Below are 24,775 nucleotides of genomic sequence, written 5' to 3'. Positions count from 1 at the left end.
CAGATGAATGAAATTACAATTATTGGCCTTGGTGCAAGTGAATTAGATCAGTTGCCAATTGGGATATACAAAAAACTAAAAGCAGCAGAGCATTTATATGTTAGAACAGAGCAACATCCCGTTTTACAAGAATTAAAACAGGAAGGTCTGACATGGACAAGCTTTGATGAAATCTATGAAAAGAATGATCAATTCGAAGGAGTTTATGAGCAAATAGTAGAAACGCTTCTTACATTAGCGCAAGAAATGCCTGTTATGTATGCAGTACCAGGGCATCCGTTAGTTGCAGAACAAACCGTACAATTATTAATAGAGGCAGAGAAACAAGGAAAAGCTACTATTCGAATTGAAGGTGGACAAAGCTTTTTAGATCCTATTTTTGCAGCTCTACGTATTGATCCAATTGAAGGATTTCAGTTATTAGACGGGACAAGCTTGAAGCGAGATGACATTCAGATGAATGCACATGTGCTAATAGGCCAAGTGTATGATGCTTTTAGTGCATCCGAAGTAAAACTAACACTTATGGAAAAGTATCCAGATGAATACGAAGTAACAATTGTTACTGCAGCTGGTTCATCCCAGGAAAAGTTAACTAAAGTGCCATTGTTTGAGTTAGACAGAGCGATGGAATTGAGCAATTTAACTACTTTATATGTTCCTCCTATACAGGAGCAGGAACAGCGTTTAAAAGAATGGCAAACACTACGTAAGATAGTAGCGGATTTACGCGGTCCTAACGGTTGCCCATGGGACAAGGAACAAACACATAGCTCCTTGAAGAAATATGCCGTAGAAGAAGTATATGAGCTTCTAGAAGCCATCAATGAAGAAGATGATGACCATATCGTTGAAGAGCTTGGAGATGTTCTTCTACAAGTGTTTTTACATGCACAAATTGGGGAAGACAATGGATACTTTAGTTTAGAGGATGTATTAGCATCGGTAGCAGATAAAATGATTCGCAGACACCCACATGTTTTTGGAGATGTGATAGCGGAAGATACAGATGCAGTAAATCGCAACTGGCAACGAATAAAAGCACAAGAAAAGAATGATCTTACAGAGTCTTTACTCGATGGAGAAATGCGAACTGATTCCTCTTTGTTAACTTCTTTTAATTATCAAAAATCCGTGGCAAAAGTTGGTTTCGATTGGCCGGATGTGTCTGGTGCATGGGAAAAGTTTGAGGAAGAATTAGAAGAGTGGAAGCAAGAGCTTAAAAATGGTGACAAAGATTCACAAGTAGATGAACTTGGAGATGTATTATTTACGGTTGTTAATTTAGCTCGTTTTTATGGCCTTTCTCCAGAGCAAGCAATGATGCAAGCAAATGAAAAATTTAAAAGAAGATTTCAATTCATTGAATCAAGTGTAAAAAAAGGAAAAGGTGACTTTTCAAGTTATGATTTAGAAGCGCTTGATGCATTTTGGGATGAAGCGAAGAAATTAGAGAGGTAGTGAATACATGAGATTAGATAAATTTTTAAAAGTTTCTCGTTTGATCAAACGTAGAACATTAGCAAAAGAAGTTGCAGATCAAGGAAGAATTATGATTAATGGCAAAGTATCAAAAGCAAGCTCCGATGTAAAAGTGGGAGATGAATTGTCTATTCGATTTGGACAAAAAGTGGTAACTGCGCAAGTGGATGCGATTAAAGACTCAGCGAAAAAAGATGATGCAGCATCGATGTTTACAATTACAAACGAAGAACGTCTAGAAAAAGTCGATCCAGAGTTTATGGATGATGAAGACTAAGTATATGTAAAGAAAAAGCATGGCAGTTGTCATGCTTTTTTTTTATGCGCATACAATAACAAAGATAGGACAAGGAGAGGAGATAGCATATGCAATATCAAGCAGAAAATCAAACCATTACAATTCCTTCGGGGGATCATTTAATTTCCTTACGCAATCGCAAACGCATGGATTTAACTTCCGTAAAATCGATTGAACGATTCGACCAACAAGAGTTTTATGTAAGAACATCCCAAGGTACTTTACAAATTAAAGGTGAAGAGCTTAAAATCGTCCATTTAGATGTAGATAAGGGTCTGCTTACACTAGAAGGCACAGTTCGAGGGCTGCAGTATGATGATGAGCAGAGCTCAGACGGTGCTAAAGGATTACTTCATAAACTATTCGGATGACGCTCTCTCTACAACTTGTTAGTCTGTTATGGATGATTTTGAGTGGGATGTTAATAGGTGCAATTATAGAAGGAACGCGATTTATCATGGAGAGTACTCCAAGGCGTTCCTTTCTTTTTAAGTATCAAAAATTTGTGGAAATCATCATTTGGATTGGACTTGGAATTGGGACTTTTTATATTCTTTACGTAGTGCGGGATGGGGTTTGGCGAATTTATGACCCACTTGCTCAAATCGTAGGCATACTTTTATATGAACAGTTCTTACAACCAGTTTTTAGGCTGGCAGGAAGAATTATTCTGCGTTTATTCATTCAACCGATTTGGTTTTTATTTTTATTGATTATTACTATTATTAGTAAGATTTTGCGTCTAATAGTAGTAATAGTAACAACTTTACTTTACCCCATACTCTATCCCTTCAAAAAAATATGGCATTTGGCACTTCAGAAAAAAGTAAACTTCCGTTATAATAAGAATAAAATAAAAAATGAGATAAAGAAGTGATGGGAGAGAGTGAAATGGGGAGAAAGCAACTTAATGGATCAACAGAGAAACAAATTGCCTCGATTAATTCTGATTACGTTCGCTTGATTGAAAGTCAACAAAAACGTAGTAAAGAAAAAAAAATCCGTTTATATAGACGGTTGGCGGTATTTGGAATATCTTCTTTCGCCATTATAAGCTTTTTAGTTTCTACGTTAATCTCGAGCCATACTACTTTAGCTGAAAAAAAAGAAGAACAAGTCTTAGTAGAACAAGAACTGTCTAAAGTACTAGAAGAGCAAGAAATACTTAATCTAGAAATTACTAAATTAAATGACGATGAGTACATTGGAAAACTATTAAGAAAAGACTATTTCCTTTCAGAAGAAGGAGAAATTATTTTTTCTTTACCCGAAACTAATGGAGAATAACGAAAAAATAGAGGTTTAAAAGAGTAGTCTTTATTGACACTCTTTTTTTGTTAGATATAATAAGGGTATAGTCTTATTTGTGAAAATCATATAAGAACACTAAAGAGTCGTTTAAATTTTAAGGAGGAGCATTTTTTTTATGGCAATTGAAGTAGGCAGCAAGGTAGAAGGTAAGGTAACAGGAATCACAAACTTCGGAGCATTCGTCGAGCTACCAGGAGGCTCAACAGGTCTAGTTCACATTAGTGAAGTTGCGGATAATTATGTGAAAGATATTAATGAGCATTTAAAGGTTGGAGACATTGTCGAAGTTAAAGTGATGAATGTTGAAGCGGATGGCAAAATCGGATTATCAATTCGTAAAGCGAAGCCTCAAGCGGAAAGACCAGAGAGACCGGAACGTCCTCAACGTCCACGTGGCAATAATCGCCCAAATGATCGCGATCGTCCAGTGAAAGAGAATTTTGAGCAAAAAATGACACGATTCTTAAAGGATAGTGAAGATCGTTTGTCTACGTTAAAGCGTGCAACAGAGTCTAAACGCGGTGGTAGAGGCGCTAAAAGAGGATAACTTGCTGTTTTTTTTATCCGTTGAAAAAATGTTTAAATAGATGGAAAGGTGCTCAGCTTTGCTGACACCTTTTTTTATACCAAAAAAGATGGTGCTGTGTTCAATCGTTCTAGGAGGTTTTAATATGGATCCAATTGATGTGCTGACAAATTTAGAAAAACTAAAAGCATACTATCAACCGATTTTCAGTGCTGATGAACATGTTGTTGTTGGCTATGAAGTCTCTGGGAAGCTTCTAAATGGTGATCAGCTTATTAATTTAAAAGCTTTTGCATATGATGAAGATATACCGGAAGAGTATCGGGTTGAAGTGCAGCATAAAATATTGCATGTAGCCCTTTCGAAACTAGTGAAAGAAGCAGGCAAGTTTGATATTTACTTACCGTGTAATGCAAATTTACTAATGCTTGACTATGGGGAAAGTTATTTCGATATTATAAAAGAATATATTGCAGAGAAAGAACTAACTCGTGTTGTTGTTGTCATTTCAGAACATAATTTTAATGGTGAATTTAGAGAACTGAATAATATCCTTCGTTATTTCCGTACGTACGGTATTAAAATTGCTATAGATCAAGTCGGCTCTGAAAGTCATTTAGACTATATAAAAATACTTTCGCCAAATATACTAAAACTAAATATTGAACAACTGAGTTATGAATCATGGAGTGCGCAAAATGATGTATTTACTTCACTTGGTGCTTTAGCGCGCAAAATAGGGGCGAATATGCTATTTGAAGGAATTATTAGTGTGCATCAACTCCAGTTTGCTTGGAAAAATGGAGGACGCTATTATCAAGGGAAATACTTAGCTGATGCAGACACAACAATCATTCCAGGTGACCAGCTGAGAGAGCGTTTTCGAGAGGAATGCCAGCAATTTATTAGGATAGAAAAGCGTATGCTTGAAGAAAAATATAATTCTTTGAAGGATTTACAACATATTTTAGAAAAATCCCTTCAACGTATTAAGCCGGTCAGTAATAGCGGAGAGCAACTACTAGGACTTGCTCAGGAGCTAGATGAATACTCTTTCCGAATTTATATTTGCGATGAAGATGGTTATCAAACATCACCTAATATAATGCGTATCGATAAGAAGTGGCATGTGCAAGAAGATGCGGTTAATAAAAATTGGAGTTGGCGTCCATACTTTTTAAAAACAATTATTAAAATGCGTAACGATCAGAGTGGTGTGTTTTCAGATGTATATAGCGATATTGTTACAGGTGAAATGACACGTACATTTTCTATTCCGGTGAATGAAAGTGAATATTTATTTATTGATATTTCGTATGATTACTTATATAAGCAGAATATTTTCAGATAAACTAAAGCACTGCTAAAACTATTAGCAGTGCTTTATATGGCGTTGGTGAAATAAAACCCTGATCCGCGTTGATTTTCGTTACGAGTGGACGCTTTCCGTGGGGCGTGCGGTGAGCCTCCTCGTCGCGAAGCCCGCGCTCCTGTGGGGTCTCACCTGTCACGCTAATCCCACTGGAGTCGCCGCTCGTAACGAAAATCAGCAAAGTGAATATTGGAAACATAAGAAACATAAGTTCAATAGATATAAAACACAAGTGAAATTCCCTGTAGAATAAAAGTCGACTAAAACCATCTGATAAAAAAATACGCTAAAAAGCGCATAATCCTAATTTTAAGCAATTCACCGGATCGGAAAATTTATATATTTTCATCCAATTTTAACGTGCAATTTTAGTTGCTTGGAGTGCAAGATAGTGACTCCAGCTATACCTGCGAAACAACGGGATACTTGAAAAACTACATAAAAAGACTGCCTCAAAAAATCATTTTACTGACTTTCTGGACAGTCCCTCGACAAATAAATAAATCAATTATAGCCGACTAAAATTCTTCACCAACGTCATTTGACAAATAGTCTCTATAATGAAAAAACAGCTTCCAAAGAATAATCTTTGGAAGCTGTTTGCATTTGATGACCCCTACGGGATTCGAACCCGTGTTACCGCCGTGAAAGGGCGGTGTCTTAACCGCTTGACCAAGGGGCCTTAATACTTTTATGTTTCTAATTACGTAACTCATAAATAATCAGTAATTTAAAAGATATGGCGGCCGAGGGGATCGAACCCCCGACCTCACGGGTATGAACCGTACGCTCTAGCCAGCTGAGCTAGGCCGCCTTTTTAACGAACATTTTCTATATTACAAGCGATTGCATCAAGTGTCAATACTTTTTAGTAGATTTTTAAAACTTAACTTTATTCAGCAAATGTTTTTTTGCTACGAGCTTGCGCAGGAGCAGAAGTCTTCCACTTCTAAAAGTATAAAGCCTCCAGCGGATGCCACAGGTTTTCAAATGGATTTCTCGATCAAACTCGAGAAAAATCTGGGTACAAATTTGCCTTGGCGAATTTGATTAAATTGTCAATTCTCCAAGTATTAAATAGCTTGTGCTCTACGCAAAGCAGCATAAAGGTGATTGTTTTGCTAAAATGGTCGAAAACTTTTTTTAGCTCATTGTCAGAATAAGACAGACTTTTTGATGGTGCCGTAGGTATACTTTCTTCAATAGCAGAATAGGGGGGAATACATTTGAAGACAGTGTATGAGCAGGATAGACAAAAGGGCGTAGGGTGGAGGAGGGTTTTACAGTATATACAACTAAGAAAAGTATCGATTTTGTGTGCTTTAACTTTTTTCATACTTGCATTTTTCTTGGCGCAAGTCGTATTATTCGAAGCTTCAGTTCCATTTTTTCTACCAATCTTGGCGCTTGTGTCAATTAGGTTTCCCCGCTTTTTACTTTGGACCCTGGGCGGAGCTTTTCTGGGTAGTATTACGTTAGGGTTTGGACAAGTGGTCATTCATGCAATACAAGCAATTTTTTTTCCGCTACATGGAAAGAAAATATTTAGAAAGATCCCAATTTCTTTATTTGTTTTTCTAGATGTTATTTGTATTCAAATCATATGGCAACTAATCTCATACGGAGGAGAAATCCCTGGATTTGTGTGGATGGCAATTGCATATGAAGGTATTTTAAGTTTATTCATGACAATTTTCCTTTTTCAGCTGTTTCCTCCATTACCAGAACTTATCCATAAACAGTGGACGATGGAAAGATTAGGCGCTGGTTTGTTAGTTGGTGCTTTGGTTTTAACAGGCATGAGCTCTTTTATCTTTGGTTATGTATCTATCCCATTAATGCTTGTACAATTAGTCATAGCGTTTTCTGCGGCAGTAGGAGGGGTTCAGTTAGCAACTGTAGTGGCAGTCCTTTCTGGTACCATTTTAAGTATTTCTAAGCTCTCGTTTAGTGGAATGATTGCAGTTTATGCAGTAACAGGTTTCTTGGCAGGGCTTCATAAACCATTTGGACGTTTGTGGCAAGCTTTTAGTATGCTAGGAGCAACCTTTTTCTTTATCTTATACGATAGTACCTTACCTTTAGATTCAGTATATATCGGCTCATTGGTTGCTGCGTCGCTAGTCTTCTTTGTAATACCATCCAGTTGGATTAAGTATTCAAAAGAGCAACTCTTTCCCGACACGTCTAAACTTTTACTAAGAAGGCAAAAGTGGATGACGGAGAAAGTGAATCATCAGTTACAGGAATTTCACCATTTTGTTGATTTCATCACACGGTTTATATCAGAACGTTTTGAACCTAAAGTTAGTGTGGAGAAAGAACAACATGTCCCATTCTCTATTTGCCAGTCTTGTTATCAATTTGATAGATGCTGGGGAGAAAGGTCGAATGGCATCCCTTCGCTTATTGAACAATGGCAATCGCAGCCAAGTAAATCGAGAACCATAATAGAAAAGAATATTCAATATAAATGTTTAAAACCAGTACAAATAGTAAAAGAACTTACAGAAAGGGAGGCGAAAGGCCAGTTAAACAATCAACTTCAACACGGTAAAAAGATGTTGGCATTTAAACTTCGTGATATGGGCAATCATATGAGCAATATAATAAGTGAACTGGAAGAAAATATTACACTATATACATCACATGAAGAGGAAGTGAAACAAAAATTCGCACAGTGTTCAATCCCATTTTTCCAAGTTGATGTTCTAGAAGTGGCAGTGGGTAAAATGGAAGTAGTTTGTTGTTTGCCGATAGAGTCTAAGGTGAAAATGGTTGGAGAACGATTAATATTGCCAATTCTTTATGATTTATGGAAAGAGCCTTTTGAAATAACTTCGATGAAAGAAATGCATCATCCTTATGAGCATATCCAAATGACATGTAAGTCTTCCGTACGTTTTCATGTATCACATGATGTCTATACTTCATCAATTAGGAATACTATTTATTCAGGAGACGCATACGCAGTATTTCCTTTACACCCCGGTTTAATGGCAGTTATATTATCAGATGGTATGGGAAATAACGTAGAAGCACATAGGGAAAGTAGAAGAGTGATGCAGTTTATGCGAGAGTGTTTAAATAAAAAGATGGATCCAGAAACTACGATGCACACACTTCACTATATGATGAGTTTACAAGATGATACTGATAGCTATGCAACGGTAGATTTGGCGTTGATTGATATGCAAAAAGGTGAACTTTGGTCATGGAAAGCAGGTAGCATGTCTACGTATTTAATCAGAGGGAACGATATGCGCAAGATTGAAAGTCAGCATGTACCTTTTGGATTTTTGCCTACTTTTTCTATTGAGGCAAGAAAAATCGATATTAAAGATGGCGACAGTATATTGATGCTGTCGGATGGTGTATTTTCATCTGACGTTTCAATTGAAAAACAAGAATTGTATTATCGGGAAATATTACAAAATCCATCTATGAATGCAGAGCGTTTCGTGAAGCTGCTGGAAGAGAAATATTCATTGCCAGGAGATGATCGTACAGTTATTTTCATGAAAGTGAGTCACATTATTCCGAACTGGTCGATCTTTTCACCCCGCCAAACAGCTAAAAATGAAGAAAAAATGGTACAATAATAGAAATGCGTAAGCGCCTATCTCTGACCCGATGCTTACGCTAGACAGTGTACTAGAAAGAAATAGGTGAGAAGATGCTACCGATTGTTCGTAAAGTAAAAAATTATATAGATAAGAATAATTTGATTGAAGGAGGAGAGCGGCTTTTAATTGCTTGTTCTGGGGGGGCAGATTCCGTTGCACTAGTGCTCATACTAAACGATATGAAAGAACAGTATGGAGTGGAGATAGGTATTGTACATACCGATCATCAGTTACGAGGAGAAGAATCTGCAGAGGATATGCGATTTGTGGAACAATTAGCGAATAGATTGGATCTGCCTTTTCACGCTGCGACATTAGAAGTACCGAGTAGAGTTGCAGCGGAAAATGGTAATGTCCAAGTAATTTGTCGAGAAGAACGGTATACATTTTTTGCAAATACAATGGAACAGTATAAATACGATAAGCTCGTAGTGGGGCATCATGCAGATGACCAAATAGAATCCGTTATTATGTCATTAGTAAGAGGATCTATTTCTTCTTCGCTTACTGGTATTCCAAAAAGTCGGCCTTTTTCTATTGGCCAGATTATTCGACCTTTATTAGCTATAACCAAAGTTGAGATTTTCGATTATATTAATTCTCTAAATCAGCACTTTAGACATGATCCTAGCAACGATAAAAATACATACACAAGAAATCGTTTTAGACATAAAATTGTGCCGTTGTTTTTAGAGGAAAACCCTAGAGTAAGTGAAACGATTCAAACATTTGTTGAAAAACAACAACAAGATGAAGACCTGTTACAAGAATTGGCAAAAATAAAATTTGAACAGCTCGTGACAGTTGATCCTAGCGGAACTATTTTTATTGAAACGGTGCAATTTTCTACAGTTCCCATTGCTTTACAAAGAAGAGTTGTTCTACTAGTATTAAAGTATCTATACAATGATTCTGACGTGCGACTAAGCGAACGGATGATAGAATCCATTCTTTCTGCGTGTAATGAGCAAAGTGGGAATATACTAATCCATTTACCAAATGCTTATTTTCTCATTCGTCATTATAATAGAGTCCAGTTTACTTCTCATTACCAAATACCTGAGCTCACAGGTCGCGTTATGATACAAGAGAACTGCTGGCAAGAAATCGGAGCAGGTTTTTCCATTTATTTAACAAGAGATTTAACTGAAGCTATTGAAGGTGAAAGATGGTTTGTCCAACTAGATGATGGTAATTTACCACTTTCTGTGCGTCAAAAAGCTGACGGGGATCGCATCCGAGTGAAGGGGATGGATTCTCCAAAGAAAATTTCTAGAGTGTTTATAGATGAAAAAATTTCTTCAAATGAAAGAGATGTTTGGCCTCTTCTTGTCGATGGTAACAATGGTATAATAGCGGTAATAGGACTTCGGTATGAAGAACGATTTTCAAAAGATTATTGTTCACAAAACTATATTTTGTATATTAAACGGGATTAATTACTAGGAGGGCTTAACATGTTAGAAAAGGATATACTAGAAATTTTACTAACTGAAGAAATAATCGAAGAAAAGACAAAAGAATTGGGAGCGATTCTTACTGCTGATTATGCAGACAAGTTTCCGTTAGCCATTGGTATTTTGAAAGGTGCTATGCCTTTTATGTCTGATTTGATGAAACGTGTTGATACATACATCGAAATGGATTATATGGATGTATCAAGTTATGGAAATGCAACGGTCTCTTCAGGAGAAGTGAAAATTGTGAAAGATTTAAACACAAGTGTTGAAGGCCGAGATATTTTAATTATTGAAGATATCATTGATAGCGGTATGACTTTAAGTTATTTGGTAGATTTGTTTAAGTATCGTAAAGCGAAATCGATTAAAATTGTTACGTTGTTAGATAAACCAACTGGTAGAAAAGTTGATCTACATGCAGATTACGTTGGTTTTGAAGTACCGGATGCATTTGTGGTTGGATATGGTTTAGATTACGCGGAAAAATATCGTAACTTACCATATGTAGGTGTATTGAAGAAAGAAATTTATTCTTTTTAATTTATTACTAAACTAAAAGGCTTTTCATTGTACGTCAAAATATTCGTATGATAAGATTATCATTAGTTTTTCTGTTACCTTGTGAGGAGGCTAGGAATGAATAGAGCACTGCGATACGCCATATTATACCTATTAATATTTTTTGTGATTGTTGGAATATTTGCGACGTTTAATACGAGCAATCAACCAACAAAAAATATTCGTTATGACGAATTTATGACTTCTCTTAGTAAAGGGGAAGTAACAAGTTTTTCAATGCAACCTGAACAAGGCGTTTATTTTGTTGAAGGTGAAATGAAAGGCTATGAAGAAGGGGAAAAGTTTTTAACTAAACTTCCTTACAATAGTGATGAAATGCAGTCGGAAATTTATGCAATTGCAAAAGCGAACTCAGTTGATGTAGAAGTGGTTGAAACTTCTAAAACAAGTGGCTGGGTACAATTTTTCACAGGCTTATTACCGTTCTTAATTATCATTATTTTATTCTTCTTCTTATTGAGCCAATCACAAGGCGGTGGTAACCGCGTGATGAATTTCGGTAAGAGTAAAGCAAAACTGTATGATACAGAAAAGAAAAAAGTGAGATTTAACGATGTTGCTGGTGCAGATGAAGAAAAAGCTGAACTAGTAGAAGTAGTAGATTTCTTAAAAGATCCACGTAAATTTGAGGAAATTGGAGCTCGTATTCCGAAAGGGATCTTGTTAGTAGGTCCTCCAGGTACTGGTAAAACATTACTTGCTCGTGCTGTTGCAGGAGAATCTGGTGTACCATTCTTCTCTATAAGCGGATCAGATTTCGTTGAAATGTTCGTTGGAGTTGGGGCATCTCGTGTTCGTGATTTGTTTGAAAATGCGAAAAAGAATGCACCTTGTATTATTTTCATCGATGAAATCGATGCTGTAGGTCGTCAACGTGGAGCTGGTCTTGGTGGTGGGCACGATGAACGTGAGCAAACATTAAACCAATTACTAGTTGAAATGGATGGTTTCGGCGCAAACGAAGGTATTATTATCATTGCTGCAACGAACAGACCAGATGTATTAGACCCTGCACTTCTTCGTCCAGGTCGTTTTGACCGTCAAATTACAGTGGGTCGTCCAGATGTTAAAGGACGTGAAGAAGTACTTAAAGTACATGCTCGTAATAAACCATTAGACGAGTCAGTGGACTTAAAAGCTGTTGCACAACGTACACCAGGATTCTCTGGGGCGGATTTAGAAAACTTACTAAACGAAGCTGCTCTTGTAGCTGCTAGACGTAGTAAGAAAAAAGTAGATATGAGTGATATTGATGAAGCAACAGACCGCGTAATTGCAGGTCCTGCGAAAACAGGTAAAGTCATATCTAAAAAAGAGCGTAATATCGTTGCATTCCATGAAGCAGGGCATGTCGTTGTTGGATTGACACTTGATGATGCAGAAATCGTGCACAAAGTGACGATCGTACCACGTGGTCAAGCGGGTGGATATGCAGTAATGCTTCCTAAAGAAGATCGTTACTTCATGACAAAACCAGAGTTACTAGATAAAATTTCTGGATTACTTGGTGGACGTGTTGCAGAAGATATCATCTTTGGTGAAGTTTCAACTGGAGCTCATAATGACTTCCAACGCGCTACTGGCATTGCCAGAAAAATGGTGACGGAATATGGTATGAGTGACAAACTTGGTCCAATGCAATTCGGTCAAGCGCAAGGAGGAAATGTCTTCTTGGGTCGTGACTTTAATTCAGAGCAAAACTATTCTGATGCCATTGCTTATGAAATTGATAAAGAAATGCAAACAATGATTAAAGAACAATATGAACGTACAAAACAAATTTTAACGGAAAAACGTGATTTGCTAACATTGATAGCTACGACGTTATTAGATGTTGAAACACTTGATGCTGCACAAATCATGCATTTAAAAGAACACGGGACACTTCCGGACCGTATATATGATTTAGCAGACACAGCGGTAAATTTAGAAAAGAATGAAACTGTATCAGATGCAGTAGGTGCACCGGCAGATCCTTCTATAGGCGAATTGCCAAAAGAAGTAGATCCTGCTATAGAACCAAAAGATTCGATTAAAGAAGAACGAAGAGATTAATAGAATATGAAAGCTGATTGCTCCTCGTGTTTGTACGAGGCAATCAGCTTTTTTCTTTGTCTATATATATGGTATGATATTTTGGAAAACCAATGAGAAGTGGGGAAAAGCTAAATGATACTGGTACTAGATGCAGGCAATACCAATATTGTTTTAGGTGTATACGATAAAGATATGCTTATTCATCATTGGCGGATGGAAACAGACCGTTTGAAAACAGAGGATGAATATGGCATGCAAGTAAAGGCTTTTTTTGCACATGCTAATATTACATTTGAACAAATAGAAGGTATTATTATTTCATCTGTCGTACCGCCAATAATGTTTTCATTAGAGGCAATGTGCAAAAAATATTTCGATATTAAACCAATAATAGTAGGTCCAGGTGTTAAAACAGGTTTAAATATTAAGTATGAAAACCCACGTGAAGTGGGTGCTGACCGGATCGTAAATGCAGTAGCAGCTATTCATGAATATGGGACACCACTCATTATTGTAGATTTTGGAACTGCTACAACCTATTGCTTTGTGAATGAAAAAGGGGATTATATGGGGGGCGCTATTGCACCAGGCGTTGGTATTTCGATGGAAGCGCTTTTTACACGTGCTAGTAAACTCCCTAGAATTGAACTAACTCGACCAGACCATGTCATTGGGAAAAATACAGTGTCTGCTATGCAATCTGGAATTATTTACGGTTTTGTTGGACAAGTAGAAGGTCTTGTTAGCCGAATGAAAAAATTATCTAAACAAAACCCGCAGGTCATTGCAACTGGTGGAGTAGCTTCTTTAATCGGAGCTGAGACGACTGTAATGGATATAATTGATCCGTTATTAACGTTAAAAGGATTATATTTAATTTATCAAAGAAACTTAGATGAAAGAGGTAATAGATAAATGAGTGATTATTTAGTAAGAGCGTTAGCTTTCGAAGGAAATGTTCGTGCATTTGCAGTTCGAACGACTGATACAGTAGGAGAAGCGCAACGTCGTCACGAAACATGGCCGACTGCTTCAGCCGCGTTAGGTAGATCGATGAGTGCAGCTGTAATGATGGGTGCAATGTTAAAAGGGGAAGACAAAATTACTGTGAAGATCGAAGGAAATGGTCCAATCGGTCCAATGATTATTGATAGTAATGCAAAAGGAGAGGTTCGTGGGTATGTAACGAATCCTCAAACACATTTCGATTTAAATGAAGTAGGAAAATTAGATGTCAAGCGTGCAGTAGGTACGGAGGGGACGCTTACGATTGTAAAGGACCTTGGAATGCGAGATTTCTTTACAGGACAAGTACCAATTGTTTCAGGTGAAATTGCAGAAGACTTCACTTACTATTTTGCTGTATCAGAACAAGTTCCATCATCTGTAGGCCTTGGAGTTTTAGTAAATCCTGATAATACTATTTTAGCATCAGGTGGATTTACTATCCAACTAATGCCAGGAGCAGATGACGAAACGATTACTATAATTGAAGAGCATTTAAGTAAAATGGAACCGGTTTCCAAAATGATTGAAAAAGGATTAACTCCAGAAGAATTACTATATGAAATTTTAGGCAAAGAGAATGTGAAAATTTTAGACTCAACTCCAGTTTCATTTGAATGTACTTGTTCGAAAGATCGATTCGGTAGTGCAATTATTAGCCTAGGTGAACAAGAGATTCGTGAAATGATTGAAGAGGATGGAGGAGCGGAAGCACATTGCCATTTTTGTATGGAGAAATACAATTATTCAGTTGATGAATTGGAGTCGTTTATTGATGAAATCAACGCGTGATAATGTAAGTGATCAACAAAAGCGGCGTTTAAAAACAAAACCAGTACTACTCATGCTTGGAGTTCTTTTGTTAGGTAATGTACTGTGGCTGATCGCTTGGTTAATACCAAACGATCAGACTGCAAACACGACAGAAGAAGTAGCTTCGGTTGATGGGGAAGCTATTTTAAAAGAGCAGTGGATGGCTCAAATGGAGTCGATGTATGGGAAAGAAGTACTTCTTGAAATGGTCAACGCACAAGTGATGGAAGTTGCGGCTAAAAAGTATGATATTAAGGTATCGGATCAAGAAATTGATTTGGAACTTGCTCTTGTTCGTTCAACGCAAGATGGATCGGATACATCATTTCAATCGTCTGATGAGGAAGTGATACGTCAGAAGATTCGTTCTCGCTTAATTCTTGAAAAAGTATTAGCAAAAGATATCGTAATAGAAGAAGATGCGACTAAGTCATACTATGATAACAATAAAAACCTATATAATATTCCAACGTCTTATCGGACGAACGTTATTTATTTGAAAAATGCTGGTGAAGCGAAGGAAGTTGTAAACGAACTTAATAATGGCTCTTCTTTCGAAGGACTTGCTAGAGAACGCTCCGTAGATGCTAGTTCCGCGAGTTTAGGTGGAGACATCGGCTATGTGTCAGAAGGAACGGACTCCGTAGATCCCGCCATTACCTCCGCTTTGCCTAGTTTAAAACCTGGTAAATGGAGTGACGTCTTAACTTTAAAAGATGGTCGATTTGCAGTCGTTCAAGTTGATACCGTATTTAAAGGTCAATCATTCTCTTATTCAGATGTAGAAGATCATATTCATAGAGAATTAGCGCTAGATCAGTTACCTCAATCGGTTACACAAGAAGCGTTTTGGGATGAATTTGATGCGGAATGGTTCTATAGTGAAAAATAGAAGCGTACTCTGATAAGTATGATTTTTTGTTAAAAGATAAGAAAGTATATAGAATTTATGCGTAATCTGTCTAGCTCCAGCGCCTGTGCTCCTGCGCGAAGCTCGTCGCAGAAAACCTTGTGTGGTGGCTGAGGAGCTGCCTCCTCGCGATTCCCCATTTGCCTGTCGGGGCAGAGATAGGCGCTTCCGCTTTTCTTATTAGAAAAATTTTCAGATTTTTGGTTTAATTTTATTGACTTTTATTCACTAAGATTGGTATTATTAAGATAAATAAAACCTATAGATTAAGTAGGGATTGGGAGTGGAATTAATGGCTAAGTTGGCGCAATCAATTTTAGAGTTAATAGGAAATACACCGGTAGTAAAATTAAACAGAGTATCAAACCCTGAGGATGCAGAAGTTTATGTGAAATTAGAATATTTCAACCCAGGTAGTAGTGTAAAAGACCGCATTGCACTTGCAATGATTGAAACGGCAGAAAAAGAAGGTAAGCTAAACGCGGATAGCACAATTATCGAACCAACAAGTGGTAACACTGGTATCGGTCTTGCAATGATTGCTGCTGCTAAAGGATACAAGGCGGTACTAGTAATGCCAGATACGATGAGTTTAGAACGCAGAAACTTACTTCGTGCATACGGTGCTGATTTAGTGTTAACACCTGGTGCAGATGGAATGAAGGGCGCTATTGCTAAAGCGGAAGAGCTTTCAAAAGAAAATGGTTGGTTTGTTCCACAACAATTTGAAAATTTAGCTAACCCAGAAGTTCATCGTTTAACAACTGGACCTGAAATCGTAGATGCATTTGATGAATTACACGGATTTGTAGCTGGAATTGGAACTGGTGGAACAATTACTGGAGCTGGTAGCGTATTGAAGGAAAACTTCCCAGGAATTCATATTGCTGCAGTAGAACCTAAAGATTCACCTGTTCTATCTGGAGGTAAACCAGGACCACATAAAATTCAAGGAATTGGTGCTGGATTCGTTCCTGGAGTATTGGATACAGAAATTTATGATTCTATTATTCAAGTATCAAATGATGATTCTTATGCAACTGCACGTGAAGTGGCAAAATTAGAAGGTATTCTTGGTGGAGTTTCAACGGGAGCAGCAATCTATGCGGCACTACAACTTGCAAAAGAACTTGGAAAAGGCAAAAAAGTACTTGCGATTGTTCCTTCAAACGGAGAACGTTATTTAAGTACTCCTTTATATCAATTCGAAGACTAAGTAAAATTAGAGTAGAGAGGGAGCGATTATGCTTCCTCTTTTTTTAGTGGCTAAAAGATGGTGTTTCAAGTTAAGATGAAGGAAAACATTTTATAAGGGGATTTACAAAAGTGACTTTACAACTTCAAACGCGGACATGGAATATGTCAAAAGAGGCGTTTTTTTATGCATATAAAGAAATAACAGAGACTGAGCAGCATCATTTGTTTTTAGAAAGTGGAAGAGGTGGGCATCTATCTGTAGCTGCTTGGAATCCATTAGCAATAACACGGTCGGTAGAAGCGGGTTTACATATTATGTGGAGAAATGGCGAGGAAGAAACACGACATGGAGAAGCGCTTGGTGAATTAGAAAAATTGGTGGCGGACTATCATCTTCCTTTTCAAACCGACTTACCAGATTTCCAAGGTGGAGCAGTTGGGTTTATTAGCTATGATTATGCTCGTAAAATAGAGGTTTTTCCAAATTTAGCGGCAGATGATTTACATATCCCAGATCTTTATTTTTATGTATTTGATTTCTGGTTTGTGTTCGATGTGGAAACAGAAATAGTTACGCTTATGAAACTGTCTATGAGTGAAGTAGATTTGGAAGTATTAGAGGAGCAGTTTAAAGAAGCAGCTGAGATGGGACTTAGTAGTCGCCTAATGCAATCTGGTGTAGCAATGGAAGTTGTAGAAGACCAAGAAAAATTATATGTATCTGTTAGTTCGGATGAATTTGAAGATGCTGTTTTGCGTATACAAAATTATATTGAGCAAGGCGATGTATTCCAAGTAAATCTATCTGTGCGTCAGTCAAAAACTCTACATGTAAAGCCAATAGATATGTATGAAGCATTACGAGCATTTAATCCGTCTCCTTATATGGCTTTTATTCATTCTCCAGAATTTGCTGTTGTTTCTGGATCTCCGGAGCTTTTAGTGAAGAAAAAAGGTACAGAGTTGTCTACTAGACCGATTGCGGGAACGAGACCACGTGGAAAAAGTGATGCAGAAGATCTATTATTAGCAAATGAACTTATCGAAAATGAAAAAGAACGTGCAGAGCATGTCATGCTGGTGGACTTAGAGCGAAATGACTTAGGGCGTGTGTCCGCTTATGGAACAGTCGAAGTGGATGAATTTATGGTTATTGAGCGTTACTCTCATGTCATGCACATTGTATCGAACGTGAAAGGAACACTTCGCCTTGGAACAACGAACGCGCAAATTGTTCAAGCAATGTTCCCTGGTGGAACGATTACAGGTGCACCTAAGATTCGCACGATGCAAATTATTGAAGAGCTAGAGCCTGTTCGCCGTGGCTTGTATACCGGATCTATTGGATGGCTTGGCTTTTCAGGTGACTTAGAACTAAATATTGTCATCCGCACTGCATTTATACAAGATGGAATGGCACATATTCAAGCAGGAGCAGGAATTGTTATTGATTCAATCCCAAGCGCGGAGTATGTGGAGTCGTTAAACAAAGGAAAAGCATTATGGCAAGCGAAAGCAATGGCGGAAGGAGGAAGAAGTCAATGATCTTAATGATTGATAACTATGACTCTTTTGCTTATAATCTTGTTCAATATATAGGAGAACTTGGAGTGGAGGTAAAAGTGGTTCGAAATGACGCGTTTACCGTAGCGGAAATTGAACAACTTGCTCCTCAAATAATTGTTGTATCTCCTGGTCCATGTACGCCAAATGAAGCGGGAATTAGCTTAGCTGTTATTTCGTATTTTGCAGGAAAAACTCCGATACTTGGAGTTTGTTTGGGGCATCAATCGATTGGACAAGCATTTGGAGGGAAAGTTATTCGTGCAGAAAGACTGATGCACGGGAAGACATCTCCAGTTTTTCATGATGGCAAAGGGGTGAACGCGAATATGCCTAATCCATTCCGAGCGACGAGGTATCACTCGTTGCTTGTAGAAAAAGAATCATTGCCGGACTGCTTAGAAGTCACTTCTTGGACGGAAGAGGGAGAAATTATGGGGCTACGCCATAAAGAGTATGCAGTAGAAGGTGTTCAATACCATCCTGAATCGATTATGACAGAACAGGGTAAAAAGCTGATTGAAAATTTCATCGGAGTTCATAGCTCTTTAGGAAAAGGAGCTTCATAAGTAATGGATGCTTGGAAAGATGGTAAATTATATAAAGGGAAAGATTTAACTGTCTCTGCATACGATCACGGTTTTTTGTATGGCCTTGGTTTTTTTGAAACTTTTCGCACGTATGAGGGGCAATTATTTTTATGGGATGAGCACTGGTGTCGTCTTTCCCGTGCACTTGCTGATTTTCGAATTACGATGCCGTACGATAAAGAAACGATTGCTTCAGCTGTGAAAGAGTTGACGAAAGCGAATAATAACGAGGATGGTTATTTTCGTTTAAATATTTCCGCGGGTATACATGATATTGGATTACAACCGACTGAGTATGATAAGCCTACTGTGATTCTATTTCGTAAAGCATTACATGTTGTACCTAGAGGAACGGAGAAAACGGCTGTTTGGTTAGAAACTACTAGGAACTCACCTGAAAGCCTTATCCGTCATAAATCGCATCATTATGCGAATAATGTACAAGCGAGATTTGAAGTGAAGTCGCTTGCTTCTCTGGAAGGTATCTTTTTAACATCGGATGGTTTCGTTGCCGAGGGAATTACGTCAAATGTATTCTGGGTGAAAGATGGACAGATTTATACGCCTTCTTTGCAAACGGGAATACTAGCGGGGATTACGAGAGATTGGTTAATCCTCAATTCTGCTACGCCAGTGCATGAAGGTTTATATACGCAGGGTATGCTTGAAGATGCTGATGAAGTTTTCATAACAAATGCGGTGCAAGAAATAGTTCCAATTACAAGTATAGGAGACAAACGATTTTTAGGAAATAAAGGACCTGTATACATGACGCTTCATGAAGCATATGTATTGCAAATACAGGAGGAAAGGATAGATAGATGAACTTACAATACAATGAACACCCGTTTGAAGCGGGTGGAGTTACATTAGACTTCCGCAAAGAAACGATTGTGATGGGAATTTTAAATGTCACACCAGATTCTTTTTCAGACGGTGGGAAATTCAATGAAGTAGAAGCAGCTGTTGAAAGAGCCAAGCAAATGGTTGCTGAAGGTGCAAAAATTATTGATATAGGTGGAGAGTCGACTAGACCTGGCTATACACTTATAACAGATGAAGAAGAAATTGCTCGCGTTGTACCTGTGATAAAAGCGATCTGTGCAGAAGTAGACGCAGTAATTTCAATCGATACATATAAGTCGGAAGTTGCAAGAGCGGCAATTATTGCTGGTGCGCATGTTATTAATGATATTTGGGGAGCTAAAAGGGATCCTGAGATTGCGACGGTTGCAGCTGAACTAGGAGTGCCGATTATTTTAATGCATAACCGGGATAATGAAGAGTATAATGACTTTTGGATTGAAGCAAAACAAGACTTAGCTGAAAGTATTCAAATTGCGAAAGCCGCTGGGGTCCCAGATGCAAACATTTGGTTAGACCCAGGTATCGGTTTCGTTAAATCAAACACTCAGAATATATTAATGATGCAACATTTGGATGACTTAGTGGATATGGGCTATCCTGTTTTACTTGCAACATCTCGTAAACGAGTAATCGGAAATGTTTTGAACCTTCCAGTAAATGAACGAATGGAGGGAACCGGTGCAACTGTTTGTTATGGTGTGCAACTAGGATGTCATATCGTGCGTGTACATGACGTGAAAGAAATAGCACGCATGACAACAATGATGGATGTGCTAACGGGGAAAGTAGTATATAAGGAAAGTGAGGCTTAATCACGATGGATTATATTCATTTAAATGATTTGCAATTTTACGGGTATCATGGTGCCCTTCCGGAAGAAACAAAACTAGGTCAAATTTTCCAAGTTACTATTACACTTGCTTGTGATTTAAAAAAAGCAGGAGAAACGGATGACCTAGATGCAACAGTTAATTATGCAGAGGTTTTTGAACTGTGTAAAGAAATTGTGGAAGGCAAGCCGTATTTATTGATAGAAGCAGTAGCGGAAAGAATTGCTACACGCATACTAGAAGAGTATGCATCCAAAGTAAGTGGGTGTCGCATTCAATTAGTGAAACCAAATCCACCGATTGCAGGGCATTATGCATCAGTGGCTGTAGATATTACGAGAGGTACTATATGAATAGGGCGTATATTTCATTAGGGTCAAACATTGGAGACAGACTTCATTATCTACAGCAGGCCGTTCAATTGTTAACTGTAACAGAAGGTATACATGTAAATCAGGTTTCCTCGGTTTATGAAACGGACCCTGTTGGTTATGTAGATCAAGCTGCTTTTTTGAATATGGTTGTGGAACTAGAGACTTTATTGACACCACATGAATTATTAAAAAAATGCAATGAAATAGAGACAGAGTTAGGTCGAATGAGAACTATTCATTGGGGACCTAGAACTTTAGACCTTGACATTTTGTTGTATAATGAAGAGAATGTGAACACGAAGGACCTCATTATCCCACATCCAAGGATGGCGGAAAGAGGATTCGTGCTCATACCACTAGTAGAACTAAACTCAGATTTAGTAGATCCATTAAATAAGCAGTCTTTATCGAAGCTTGCTCATATTCAGAAAGAAGGCGTCCATTTGTGGAGAACATTCGATGGGGTAGACGCATTCGTTCTTTTCGAAAGTTAAAAAGGGTCAAGCAAGTAGAGCTTGCAAAAGAGCTAGATATCTCTGTGTCTATTTTAGGTCAAATAGAGCAGGGTAAGCGAGTGCCAAGTGAGGAGCAGTTAAGTGAAATTGCATCAATCCTTGGTATAGAAGTAAAAGAATTAAAAGGAATAAAGGAAGGTGAATAATAATGACGAGCGCATCAACGAAACCATTTAAAATTGGTAATTTCGAGATGGACAACCGTGTAGTGTTAGCGCCAATGGCTGGTATTTGTAACTCTGCATTCCGTTTAACTGTGAAAGAATTCGGAGCGGGGTTAGTTTATGCAGAAATGATTAGTGACAAAGGAATTGTACAAAAAAATGAAAAAACGTTGAGTATGCTATACATTGATGAACGTGAAAACCCTCTGTCTCTTCAGATTTTTGGGGGAGAAAAAGAAACATTAGTAGAAGCAGCAAAGTATGTAGATCAACATACTTCAGCAGACATCATTGATATCAATATGGGATGTCCTGTTAACAAGATCATTAAATGCGAGGCCGGAGCTAGAATGCTTCTAGACCCAAACAAGATTTATGAGATGGTTGCGGCTGTTGTGGACAATGTTAAAAAACCGGTAAGTGTGAAAATGCGTACAGGTTGGGATAATGAACATCTATATATGGTGGAAAATGCTCAAGCGATAGAACGTGCAGGCGGTTCAGCTGTTGCTGTGCATGGTCGTACACGTGTACAAATGTATGAAGGTCACGCAGACTGGGATTTAATTCGTCAAGTGAAGGAATCTGTTAATATCCCAGTCATCGGAAATGGAGACGTGAATACTCCACAAGATGCAAAACGTATGCTGGATGAAACAGGTGTAGATGCAGTAATGATAGGTAGAGCAGCGCTAGGAGATCCTTGGATGATCTACCGTACAGTAGAATATTTAGAAACTGGTGAATTAAAACCAGAACCATCTGTACAAGAAAAAGTTGAGGTATGCTTATTACACTTTGATCGATTAACTGCTTTAAAAGGCGAAAACATTGCGGTAAGAGAAATGCGTAAACATGCTTCTTGGTATTTAAAAGGGATTCGTGGAAACGGAAGAGCAAGAAATGTAATCAATCAAACAGAAACTGCACAAGAATTGAAAGATTACTTACGCCAATTTGCGGAAGAATCTTCCAAAGATTATTATGCTGCAGATACAATTGTTGTCTAATTTCTTTGCTTAAGTATTAAATGCACTGTTTTCTTGAAATCTGAGAGAAGTGGATTTGATGAATAAAGAAAAGGGCTGTCACAAAAGGTGGCGGCTCTTTCCATTTCAAAAGGTAATCAGAATAATGGAATATATTTCGTATTGTAGGAAATAGGTGAACAGCGCACAGAAATTGTGTACAATAAGTTCAACGTAATAAATAGAAACTTGCGGATAATAGTAGTTGGAGGAGTGACAAACATGTCTAATATTGAAGAAACAAATGATCAGCTTTTGGTGAGAAGACAAAAGATGACTGCAATACAAGAAAAAGGATTAGATCCTTTTGGTAGCAAATTTGTACGTACTCATTTAAGCGATCAAGTCATTGCAGAATATGATGCGTTCACTAAAGAACAATTAGAAGAAGCGCATCACGAGGTAGTAATTGCCGGTCGTATCATGACTAAACGTGGAAAAGGGAAAGCTGGATTTGCACATATTCAAGATCTTGGTGGTAAAATTCAAATCTATGTACGTAAGGATGCAATCGGAGACGATGCATATGAATTATTCAATTCAGCGGACTTAGGTGATATCGTTGGTATACGAGGGAATGTAGTTCGTACTAATGTAGGTGAGTTATCTGTTAAAGCTATAGAATTTACGTTTTTAACTAAATCTCTACGTCCTATGCCAGAGAAATTCCATGGTTTGAAAGATGTAGAACAACGCTATCGTCAACGTTATTTAGATTTAATGACAAGTGAAGAGAGTAAAAATAGATTTATCACAAGAAGTCGTATCATCCAAGCAATCCGTCGCTATTTAGATGGTCAAGGATATTTGGAAGTTGAAACACCAATGTTGCATACGATTGCAGGTGGAGCAGCAGCGCGTCCTTTCATTACGCACCACAATGCCTTGGATATGGAATTATATATGCGTATAGCGATTGAATTACATTTAAAACGTTTAATCGTAGGTGGATTAGAAAAAGTATATGAAATCGGTCGTGTTTTCAGAAATGAAGGTGTTTCGACACGTCATAATCCAGAATTCACAATGATTGAATTATATGAAGCGTATGCGGATTATCAAGATATCATGAACTTGACGGAAAACTTGGTGGCACATGTTGCACAAGAAGTGTTAGGGTCAACAACGGTTACATATGGTGAGGACGAGATTAATCTTGCGCCGGGCTGGAGACGTTGGCATATGGCTGATGCAGTAAAAGAAATTACCGGAGCTGACTTCTGGAAAGAAATGACTAAAGAAGAAGCACGTGCTTTAGCGAAAGAACATGGAGTAAATATAAAACCTACTATGGAAGCGGGACATGTATTAAATGAGTTCTTTGAACAAAAAGTAGAAGAAACTTTAGTGCAGCCAACATTTATCTTCGGACATCCAGTAGAGGTTTCTCCACTAGCGAAGAAAAATCCAGAAGATGGTCGCTTTACAGATCGCTTCGAGTTGTTTATCGTTCGTCGTGAGCATGCAAATGCTTTTACAGAATTAAATGACCCTATTGATCAACGTCAACGCTTTGAAGCACAATTAGCTGAAAAAGAAGCAGGTAATGATGAAGCGCATGAAATGGATGAAGATTTCTTAGAAGCATTAGAATACGGTATGCCTCCAACAGGTGGTCTTGGTATAGGTATTGACCGTTTAATTATGTTATTAACTAATTCTGCATCTATTCGTGATGTGTTATTGTTCCCAACGATGCGTCATAAAGATTAATAAGCTGTTATAGAGAAGGGGAGGTGCTACTATTTGTAGTGCCTCTCCTTCTATTTTTTACTATATCTTGTGTGGGGAAATAGAGTTTAATTTTTTTTGTGGAAAGATAAGAATAAGCCTTGTCATAAGCTATCGTGGGTGGTATAGTTATCAAGTTGTCATTTTCATTACTAAATATTTCCGAAAACGAAATAAATAAGTTGTTGACAAAGAATGAAAAATTTGTTATGATATTAAAGTCGTCAAAACGACGCAATAAAATGAACATTGAAAACTGAACATGCAAAACGTTAAGAAATACAGCTTATTGACTAACTTTGGTTAGCTCGATAGCAAAACATTTTTGACATCATTTAATGATGATGCCAGCAAAACAAAATGAGCTTTTAAACTAGTTCTAATTTGTTGAGTTTTATACTCAACTATTATGGAGAGTTTGATCCTGGCTCAGGACGAACGCTGGCGGCATGCCTAATACATGCAAGTCGAGCGAATGATGAAGAAGCTTGCTTCTT

Annotated in this window: 24 protein-coding genes, 2 tRNA genes and 1 rRNA gene; 25 read left to right on the top strand and 2 right to left on the bottom strand. The window is 37.7% G+C overall.

The window, feature by feature from the left end; all coding sequences use genetic code 11:
• The first annotated feature begins 3 nt into the window (after positions 1-3).
• The 7 genes from yabN to C7437_RS14940 all read left to right on the top strand — a co-directional run bounded on the left by yabN (position 4) and on the right by C7437_RS14940 (position 4,968).
• Positions 4-1,461: a bifunctional methyltransferase/pyrophosphohydrolase YabN gene (gene yabN, locus C7437_RS14970; RefSeq protein WP_111440800.1), complete on the top strand. Its 1,458-nt coding sequence runs from the start codon at positions 4-6 to the stop codon at positions 1,459-1,461.
• Positions 1,462-1,468: 7 nt separating this feature from the next.
• Positions 1,469-1,759 carry an RNA-binding S4 domain-containing protein gene (locus C7437_RS14965; protein WP_111440798.1) on the top strand — a complete coding sequence of 97 codons (291 nt, stop codon included), beginning with the start codon at positions 1,469-1,471 and terminating at the stop codon, positions 1,757-1,759.
• An 89-nt stretch (positions 1,760-1,848) separates the two neighbouring features.
• Complete coding sequence (gene yabP / locus C7437_RS14960) at positions 1,849-2,151, top strand: sporulation protein YabP (RefSeq protein WP_111440796.1); 303 nt, start codon at positions 1,849-1,851, stop codon at positions 2,149-2,151.
• Entirely contained in the window at positions 2,148-2,657 is a 510-nt protein-coding gene (gene yabQ / locus C7437_RS14955; protein WP_111440794.1) for a spore cortex biosynthesis protein YabQ, read from the top strand. The genes yabP and yabQ overlap by 4 nt, the downstream gene beginning before the upstream one ends.
• Before the next feature lie 14 nt (positions 2,658-2,671).
• Positions 2,672-3,067: an FtsB family cell division protein gene (locus C7437_RS14950; RefSeq protein WP_111440856.1), complete on the top strand. Its 396-nt coding sequence runs from the start codon at positions 2,672-2,674 to the stop codon at positions 3,065-3,067.
• A 139-nt stretch (positions 3,068-3,206) separates the two neighbouring features.
• Positions 3,207-3,638 (top strand): S1 domain-containing RNA-binding protein, encoded by a 432-nt coding sequence (locus C7437_RS14945; protein WP_111440792.1) that lies wholly within the window; start codon positions 3,207-3,209, stop codon positions 3,636-3,638.
• A gap of 124 nt (positions 3,639-3,762) precedes the next feature.
• Complete coding sequence (locus C7437_RS14940; RefSeq protein ID WP_111440790.1) at positions 3,763-4,968, top strand: EAL domain-containing protein; 1,206 nt, start codon at positions 3,763-3,765, stop codon at positions 4,966-4,968.
• A gap of 631 nt (positions 4,969-5,599) precedes the next feature.
• Here the strand turns inward: C7437_RS14940 and C7437_RS14930 are convergent.
• Positions 5,600-5,671: transfer RNA gene (locus C7437_RS14930), tRNA-Glu, on the bottom strand.
• A 58-nt stretch (positions 5,672-5,729) separates the two neighbouring features.
• Positions 5,730-5,803, bottom strand: a tRNA-Met gene (locus tag C7437_RS14925).
• Positions 5,804-6,224: 421 nt separating this feature from the next.
• Between C7437_RS14925 and C7437_RS14920 the strand changes: the two genes are divergently transcribed.
• The 18 genes from C7437_RS14920 to C7437_RS14835 all read left to right on the top strand — a co-directional run.
• Positions 6,225-8,591 carry a SpoIIE family protein phosphatase gene (locus C7437_RS14920; RefSeq protein WP_245909308.1) on the top strand — a complete coding sequence of 789 codons (2,367 nt, stop codon included), beginning with the start codon at positions 6,225-6,227 and terminating at the stop codon, positions 8,589-8,591.
• A gap of 74 nt (positions 8,592-8,665) precedes the next feature.
• Entirely contained in the window at positions 8,666-10,054 is a 1,389-nt protein-coding gene (tilS, locus tag C7437_RS14915) for a tRNA lysidine(34) synthetase TilS (RefSeq protein ID WP_111440784.1), read from the top strand.
• A gap of 18 nt (positions 10,055-10,072) precedes the next feature.
• Entirely contained in the window at positions 10,073-10,615 is a 543-nt protein-coding gene (hpt, locus tag C7437_RS14910) for a hypoxanthine phosphoribosyltransferase (protein WP_111440782.1), read from the top strand.
• A 96-nt stretch (positions 10,616-10,711) separates the two neighbouring features.
• Complete coding sequence (gene ftsH / locus C7437_RS14905; RefSeq protein ID WP_111440780.1) at positions 10,712-12,709, top strand: ATP-dependent zinc metalloprotease FtsH; 1,998 nt, start codon at positions 10,712-10,714, stop codon at positions 12,707-12,709.
• A gap of 114 nt (positions 12,710-12,823) precedes the next feature.
• Positions 12,824-13,606 carry a type III pantothenate kinase gene (locus tag C7437_RS14900; protein WP_111440778.1) on the top strand — a complete coding sequence of 261 codons (783 nt, stop codon included), beginning with the start codon at positions 12,824-12,826 and terminating at the stop codon, positions 13,604-13,606.
• Positions 13,607-14,488, top strand: coding sequence for an Hsp33 family molecular chaperone HslO (gene hslO, locus C7437_RS14895; protein ID WP_111440776.1), 882 nt, complete (start codon positions 13,607-13,609; stop codon positions 14,486-14,488).
• Positions 14,472-15,401 (top strand): peptidyl-prolyl cis-trans isomerase, encoded by a 930-nt coding sequence (locus C7437_RS14890; protein ID WP_111440774.1) that lies wholly within the window; start codon positions 14,472-14,474, stop codon positions 15,399-15,401. Before hslO ends, C7437_RS14890 begins: the two co-directional genes overlap by 17 nt.
• 310 nt (positions 15,402-15,711) lie before the next feature.
• Positions 15,712-16,635, top strand: coding sequence for a cysteine synthase A (cysK, locus tag C7437_RS14885; RefSeq protein ID WP_111440772.1), 924 nt, complete (start codon positions 15,712-15,714; stop codon positions 16,633-16,635).
• 143 nt (positions 16,636-16,778) lie between these two features.
• Entirely contained in the window at positions 16,779-18,161 is a 1,383-nt protein-coding gene (locus C7437_RS14880) for an anthranilate synthase component I family protein (protein WP_111440855.1), read from the top strand.
• The gene (gene pabA / locus C7437_RS14875; protein ID WP_111440770.1) at positions 18,158-18,748 is read left to right on the top strand and encodes an aminodeoxychorismate/anthranilate synthase component II; all 591 of its coding nucleotides are present in this window, start codon (positions 18,158-18,160) and stop codon (positions 18,746-18,748) included. The genes C7437_RS14880 and pabA overlap by 4 nt, the downstream gene beginning before the upstream one ends.
• A gap of 3 nt (positions 18,749-18,751) precedes the next feature.
• Complete coding sequence (pabC, locus tag C7437_RS14870; RefSeq protein WP_111440768.1) at positions 18,752-19,594, top strand: aminodeoxychorismate lyase; 843 nt, start codon at positions 18,752-18,754, stop codon at positions 19,592-19,594.
• The gene (gene folP, locus C7437_RS14865; RefSeq protein ID WP_111440766.1) at positions 19,591-20,448 is read left to right on the top strand and encodes a dihydropteroate synthase; all 858 of its coding nucleotides are present in this window, start codon (positions 19,591-19,593) and stop codon (positions 20,446-20,448) included. The genes pabC and folP overlap by 4 nt, the downstream gene beginning before the upstream one ends.
• A 5-nt stretch (positions 20,449-20,453) precedes the next feature.
• Entirely contained in the window at positions 20,454-20,819 is a 366-nt protein-coding gene (folB, locus tag C7437_RS14860) for a dihydroneopterin aldolase (RefSeq protein WP_111440764.1), read from the top strand.
• A complete protein-coding gene (gene folK, locus C7437_RS14855) occupies positions 20,816-21,334 on the top strand; it encodes a 2-amino-4-hydroxy-6-hydroxymethyldihydropteridine diphosphokinase (RefSeq protein ID WP_111440762.1) in 519 nt (172 codons plus the stop codon). Before folB ends, folK begins: the two co-directional genes overlap by 4 nt.
• A complete protein-coding gene (locus C7437_RS14850) occupies positions 21,286-21,501 on the top strand; it encodes a helix-turn-helix domain-containing protein (protein ID WP_111440760.1) in 216 nt (71 codons plus the stop codon). Before folK ends, C7437_RS14850 begins: the two co-directional genes overlap by 49 nt.
• 2 nt (positions 21,502-21,503) lie before the next feature.
• The gene (gene dusB, locus C7437_RS14845; protein ID WP_111440758.1) at positions 21,504-22,529 is read left to right on the top strand and encodes a tRNA dihydrouridine synthase DusB; all 1,026 of its coding nucleotides are present in this window, start codon (positions 21,504-21,506) and stop codon (positions 22,527-22,529) included.
• 240 nt (positions 22,530-22,769) lie between these two features.
• Entirely contained in the window at positions 22,770-24,260 is a 1,491-nt protein-coding gene (gene lysS, locus C7437_RS14840) for a lysine--tRNA ligase (RefSeq protein WP_111440756.1), read from the top strand.
• 424 nt (positions 24,261-24,684) lie between these two features.
• Positions 24,685-24,775 (top strand): 16S ribosomal RNA (locus C7437_RS14835); the annotation flags it as partial.

This window comes from Psychrobacillus insolitus (assembly GCF_003254155.1).
GTDB classification, from domain to species: Bacteria; Bacillota; Bacilli; order Bacillales_A; family Planococcaceae; genus Psychrobacillus; species Psychrobacillus insolitus.
This window is presented reverse-complemented; position numbering and strand designations above follow the sequence as displayed.

Bases quoted from the DNA above. Each gene is read 5' to 3' on its own strand.
- C7437_RS14890 (WP_111440774.1), top strand. From the start codon at position 14,472: ATGAAATCAACGCGTGATAATGTAAGTGATCAACAAAAGCGGCGTTTA.
- tilS (WP_111440784.1), top strand. From the start codon at position 8,666: ATGCTACCGATTGTTCGTAAAGTAAAAAATTATATAGATAAGAATAAT.
- folP (WP_111440766.1), top strand. From the start codon at position 19,591: ATGAACTTACAATACAATGAACACCCGTTTGAAGCGGGTGGAGTTACA.
- ftsH (WP_111440780.1), top strand. From the start codon at position 10,712: ATGAATAGAGCACTGCGATACGCCATATTATACCTATTAATATTTTTT.
- folK (WP_111440762.1), top strand. From the start codon at position 20,816: ATGAATAGGGCGTATATTTCATTAGGGTCAAACATTGGAGACAGACTT.
- pabA (WP_111440770.1), top strand. From the start codon at position 18,158: ATGATCTTAATGATTGATAACTATGACTCTTTTGCTTATAATCTTGTT.
- C7437_RS14950 (WP_111440856.1), top strand. From the start codon at position 2,672: ATGGGGAGAAAGCAACTTAATGGATCAACAGAGAAACAAATTGCCTCG.
- C7437_RS14940 (WP_111440790.1), top strand. From the start codon at position 3,763: ATGGATCCAATTGATGTGCTGACAAATTTAGAAAAACTAAAAGCATAC.
- folB (WP_111440764.1), top strand. From the start codon at position 20,454: ATGGATTATATTCATTTAAATGATTTGCAATTTTACGGGTATCATGGT.
- hslO (WP_111440776.1), top strand. From the start codon at position 13,607: ATGAGTGATTATTTAGTAAGAGCGTTAGCTTTCGAAGGAAATGTTCGT.
- hpt (WP_111440782.1), top strand. From the start codon at position 10,073: ATGTTAGAAAAGGATATACTAGAAATTTTACTAACTGAAGAAATAATC.
- pabC (WP_111440768.1), top strand. From the start codon at position 18,752: ATGGATGCTTGGAAAGATGGTAAATTATATAAAGGGAAAGATTTAACT.
- lysS (WP_111440756.1), top strand. From the start codon at position 22,770: ATGTCTAATATTGAAGAAACAAATGATCAGCTTTTGGTGAGAAGACAA.
- yabQ (WP_111440794.1), top strand. From the start codon at position 2,148: ATGACGCTCTCTCTACAACTTGTTAGTCTGTTATGGATGATTTTGAGT.
- cysK (WP_111440772.1), top strand. From the start codon at position 15,712: ATGGCTAAGTTGGCGCAATCAATTTTAGAGTTAATAGGAAATACACCG.
- C7437_RS14900 (WP_111440778.1), top strand. From the start codon at position 12,824: ATGATACTGGTACTAGATGCAGGCAATACCAATATTGTTTTAGGTGTA.
- yabN (WP_111440800.1), top strand. From the start codon at position 4: ATGAATGAAATTACAATTATTGGCCTTGGTGCAAGTGAATTAGATCAG.
- C7437_RS14945 (WP_111440792.1), top strand. From the start codon at position 3,207: ATGGCAATTGAAGTAGGCAGCAAGGTAGAAGGTAAGGTAACAGGAATC.
- C7437_RS14880 (WP_111440855.1), top strand. From the start codon at position 16,779: ATGTCAAAAGAGGCGTTTTTTTATGCATATAAAGAAATAACAGAGACT.
- C7437_RS14965 (WP_111440798.1), top strand. From the start codon at position 1,469: ATGAGATTAGATAAATTTTTAAAAGTTTCTCGTTTGATCAAACGTAGA.
- yabP (WP_111440796.1), top strand. From the start codon at position 1,849: ATGCAATATCAAGCAGAAAATCAAACCATTACAATTCCTTCGGGGGAT.
- dusB (WP_111440758.1), top strand. From the start codon at position 21,504: ATGACGAGCGCATCAACGAAACCATTTAAAATTGGTAATTTCGAGATG.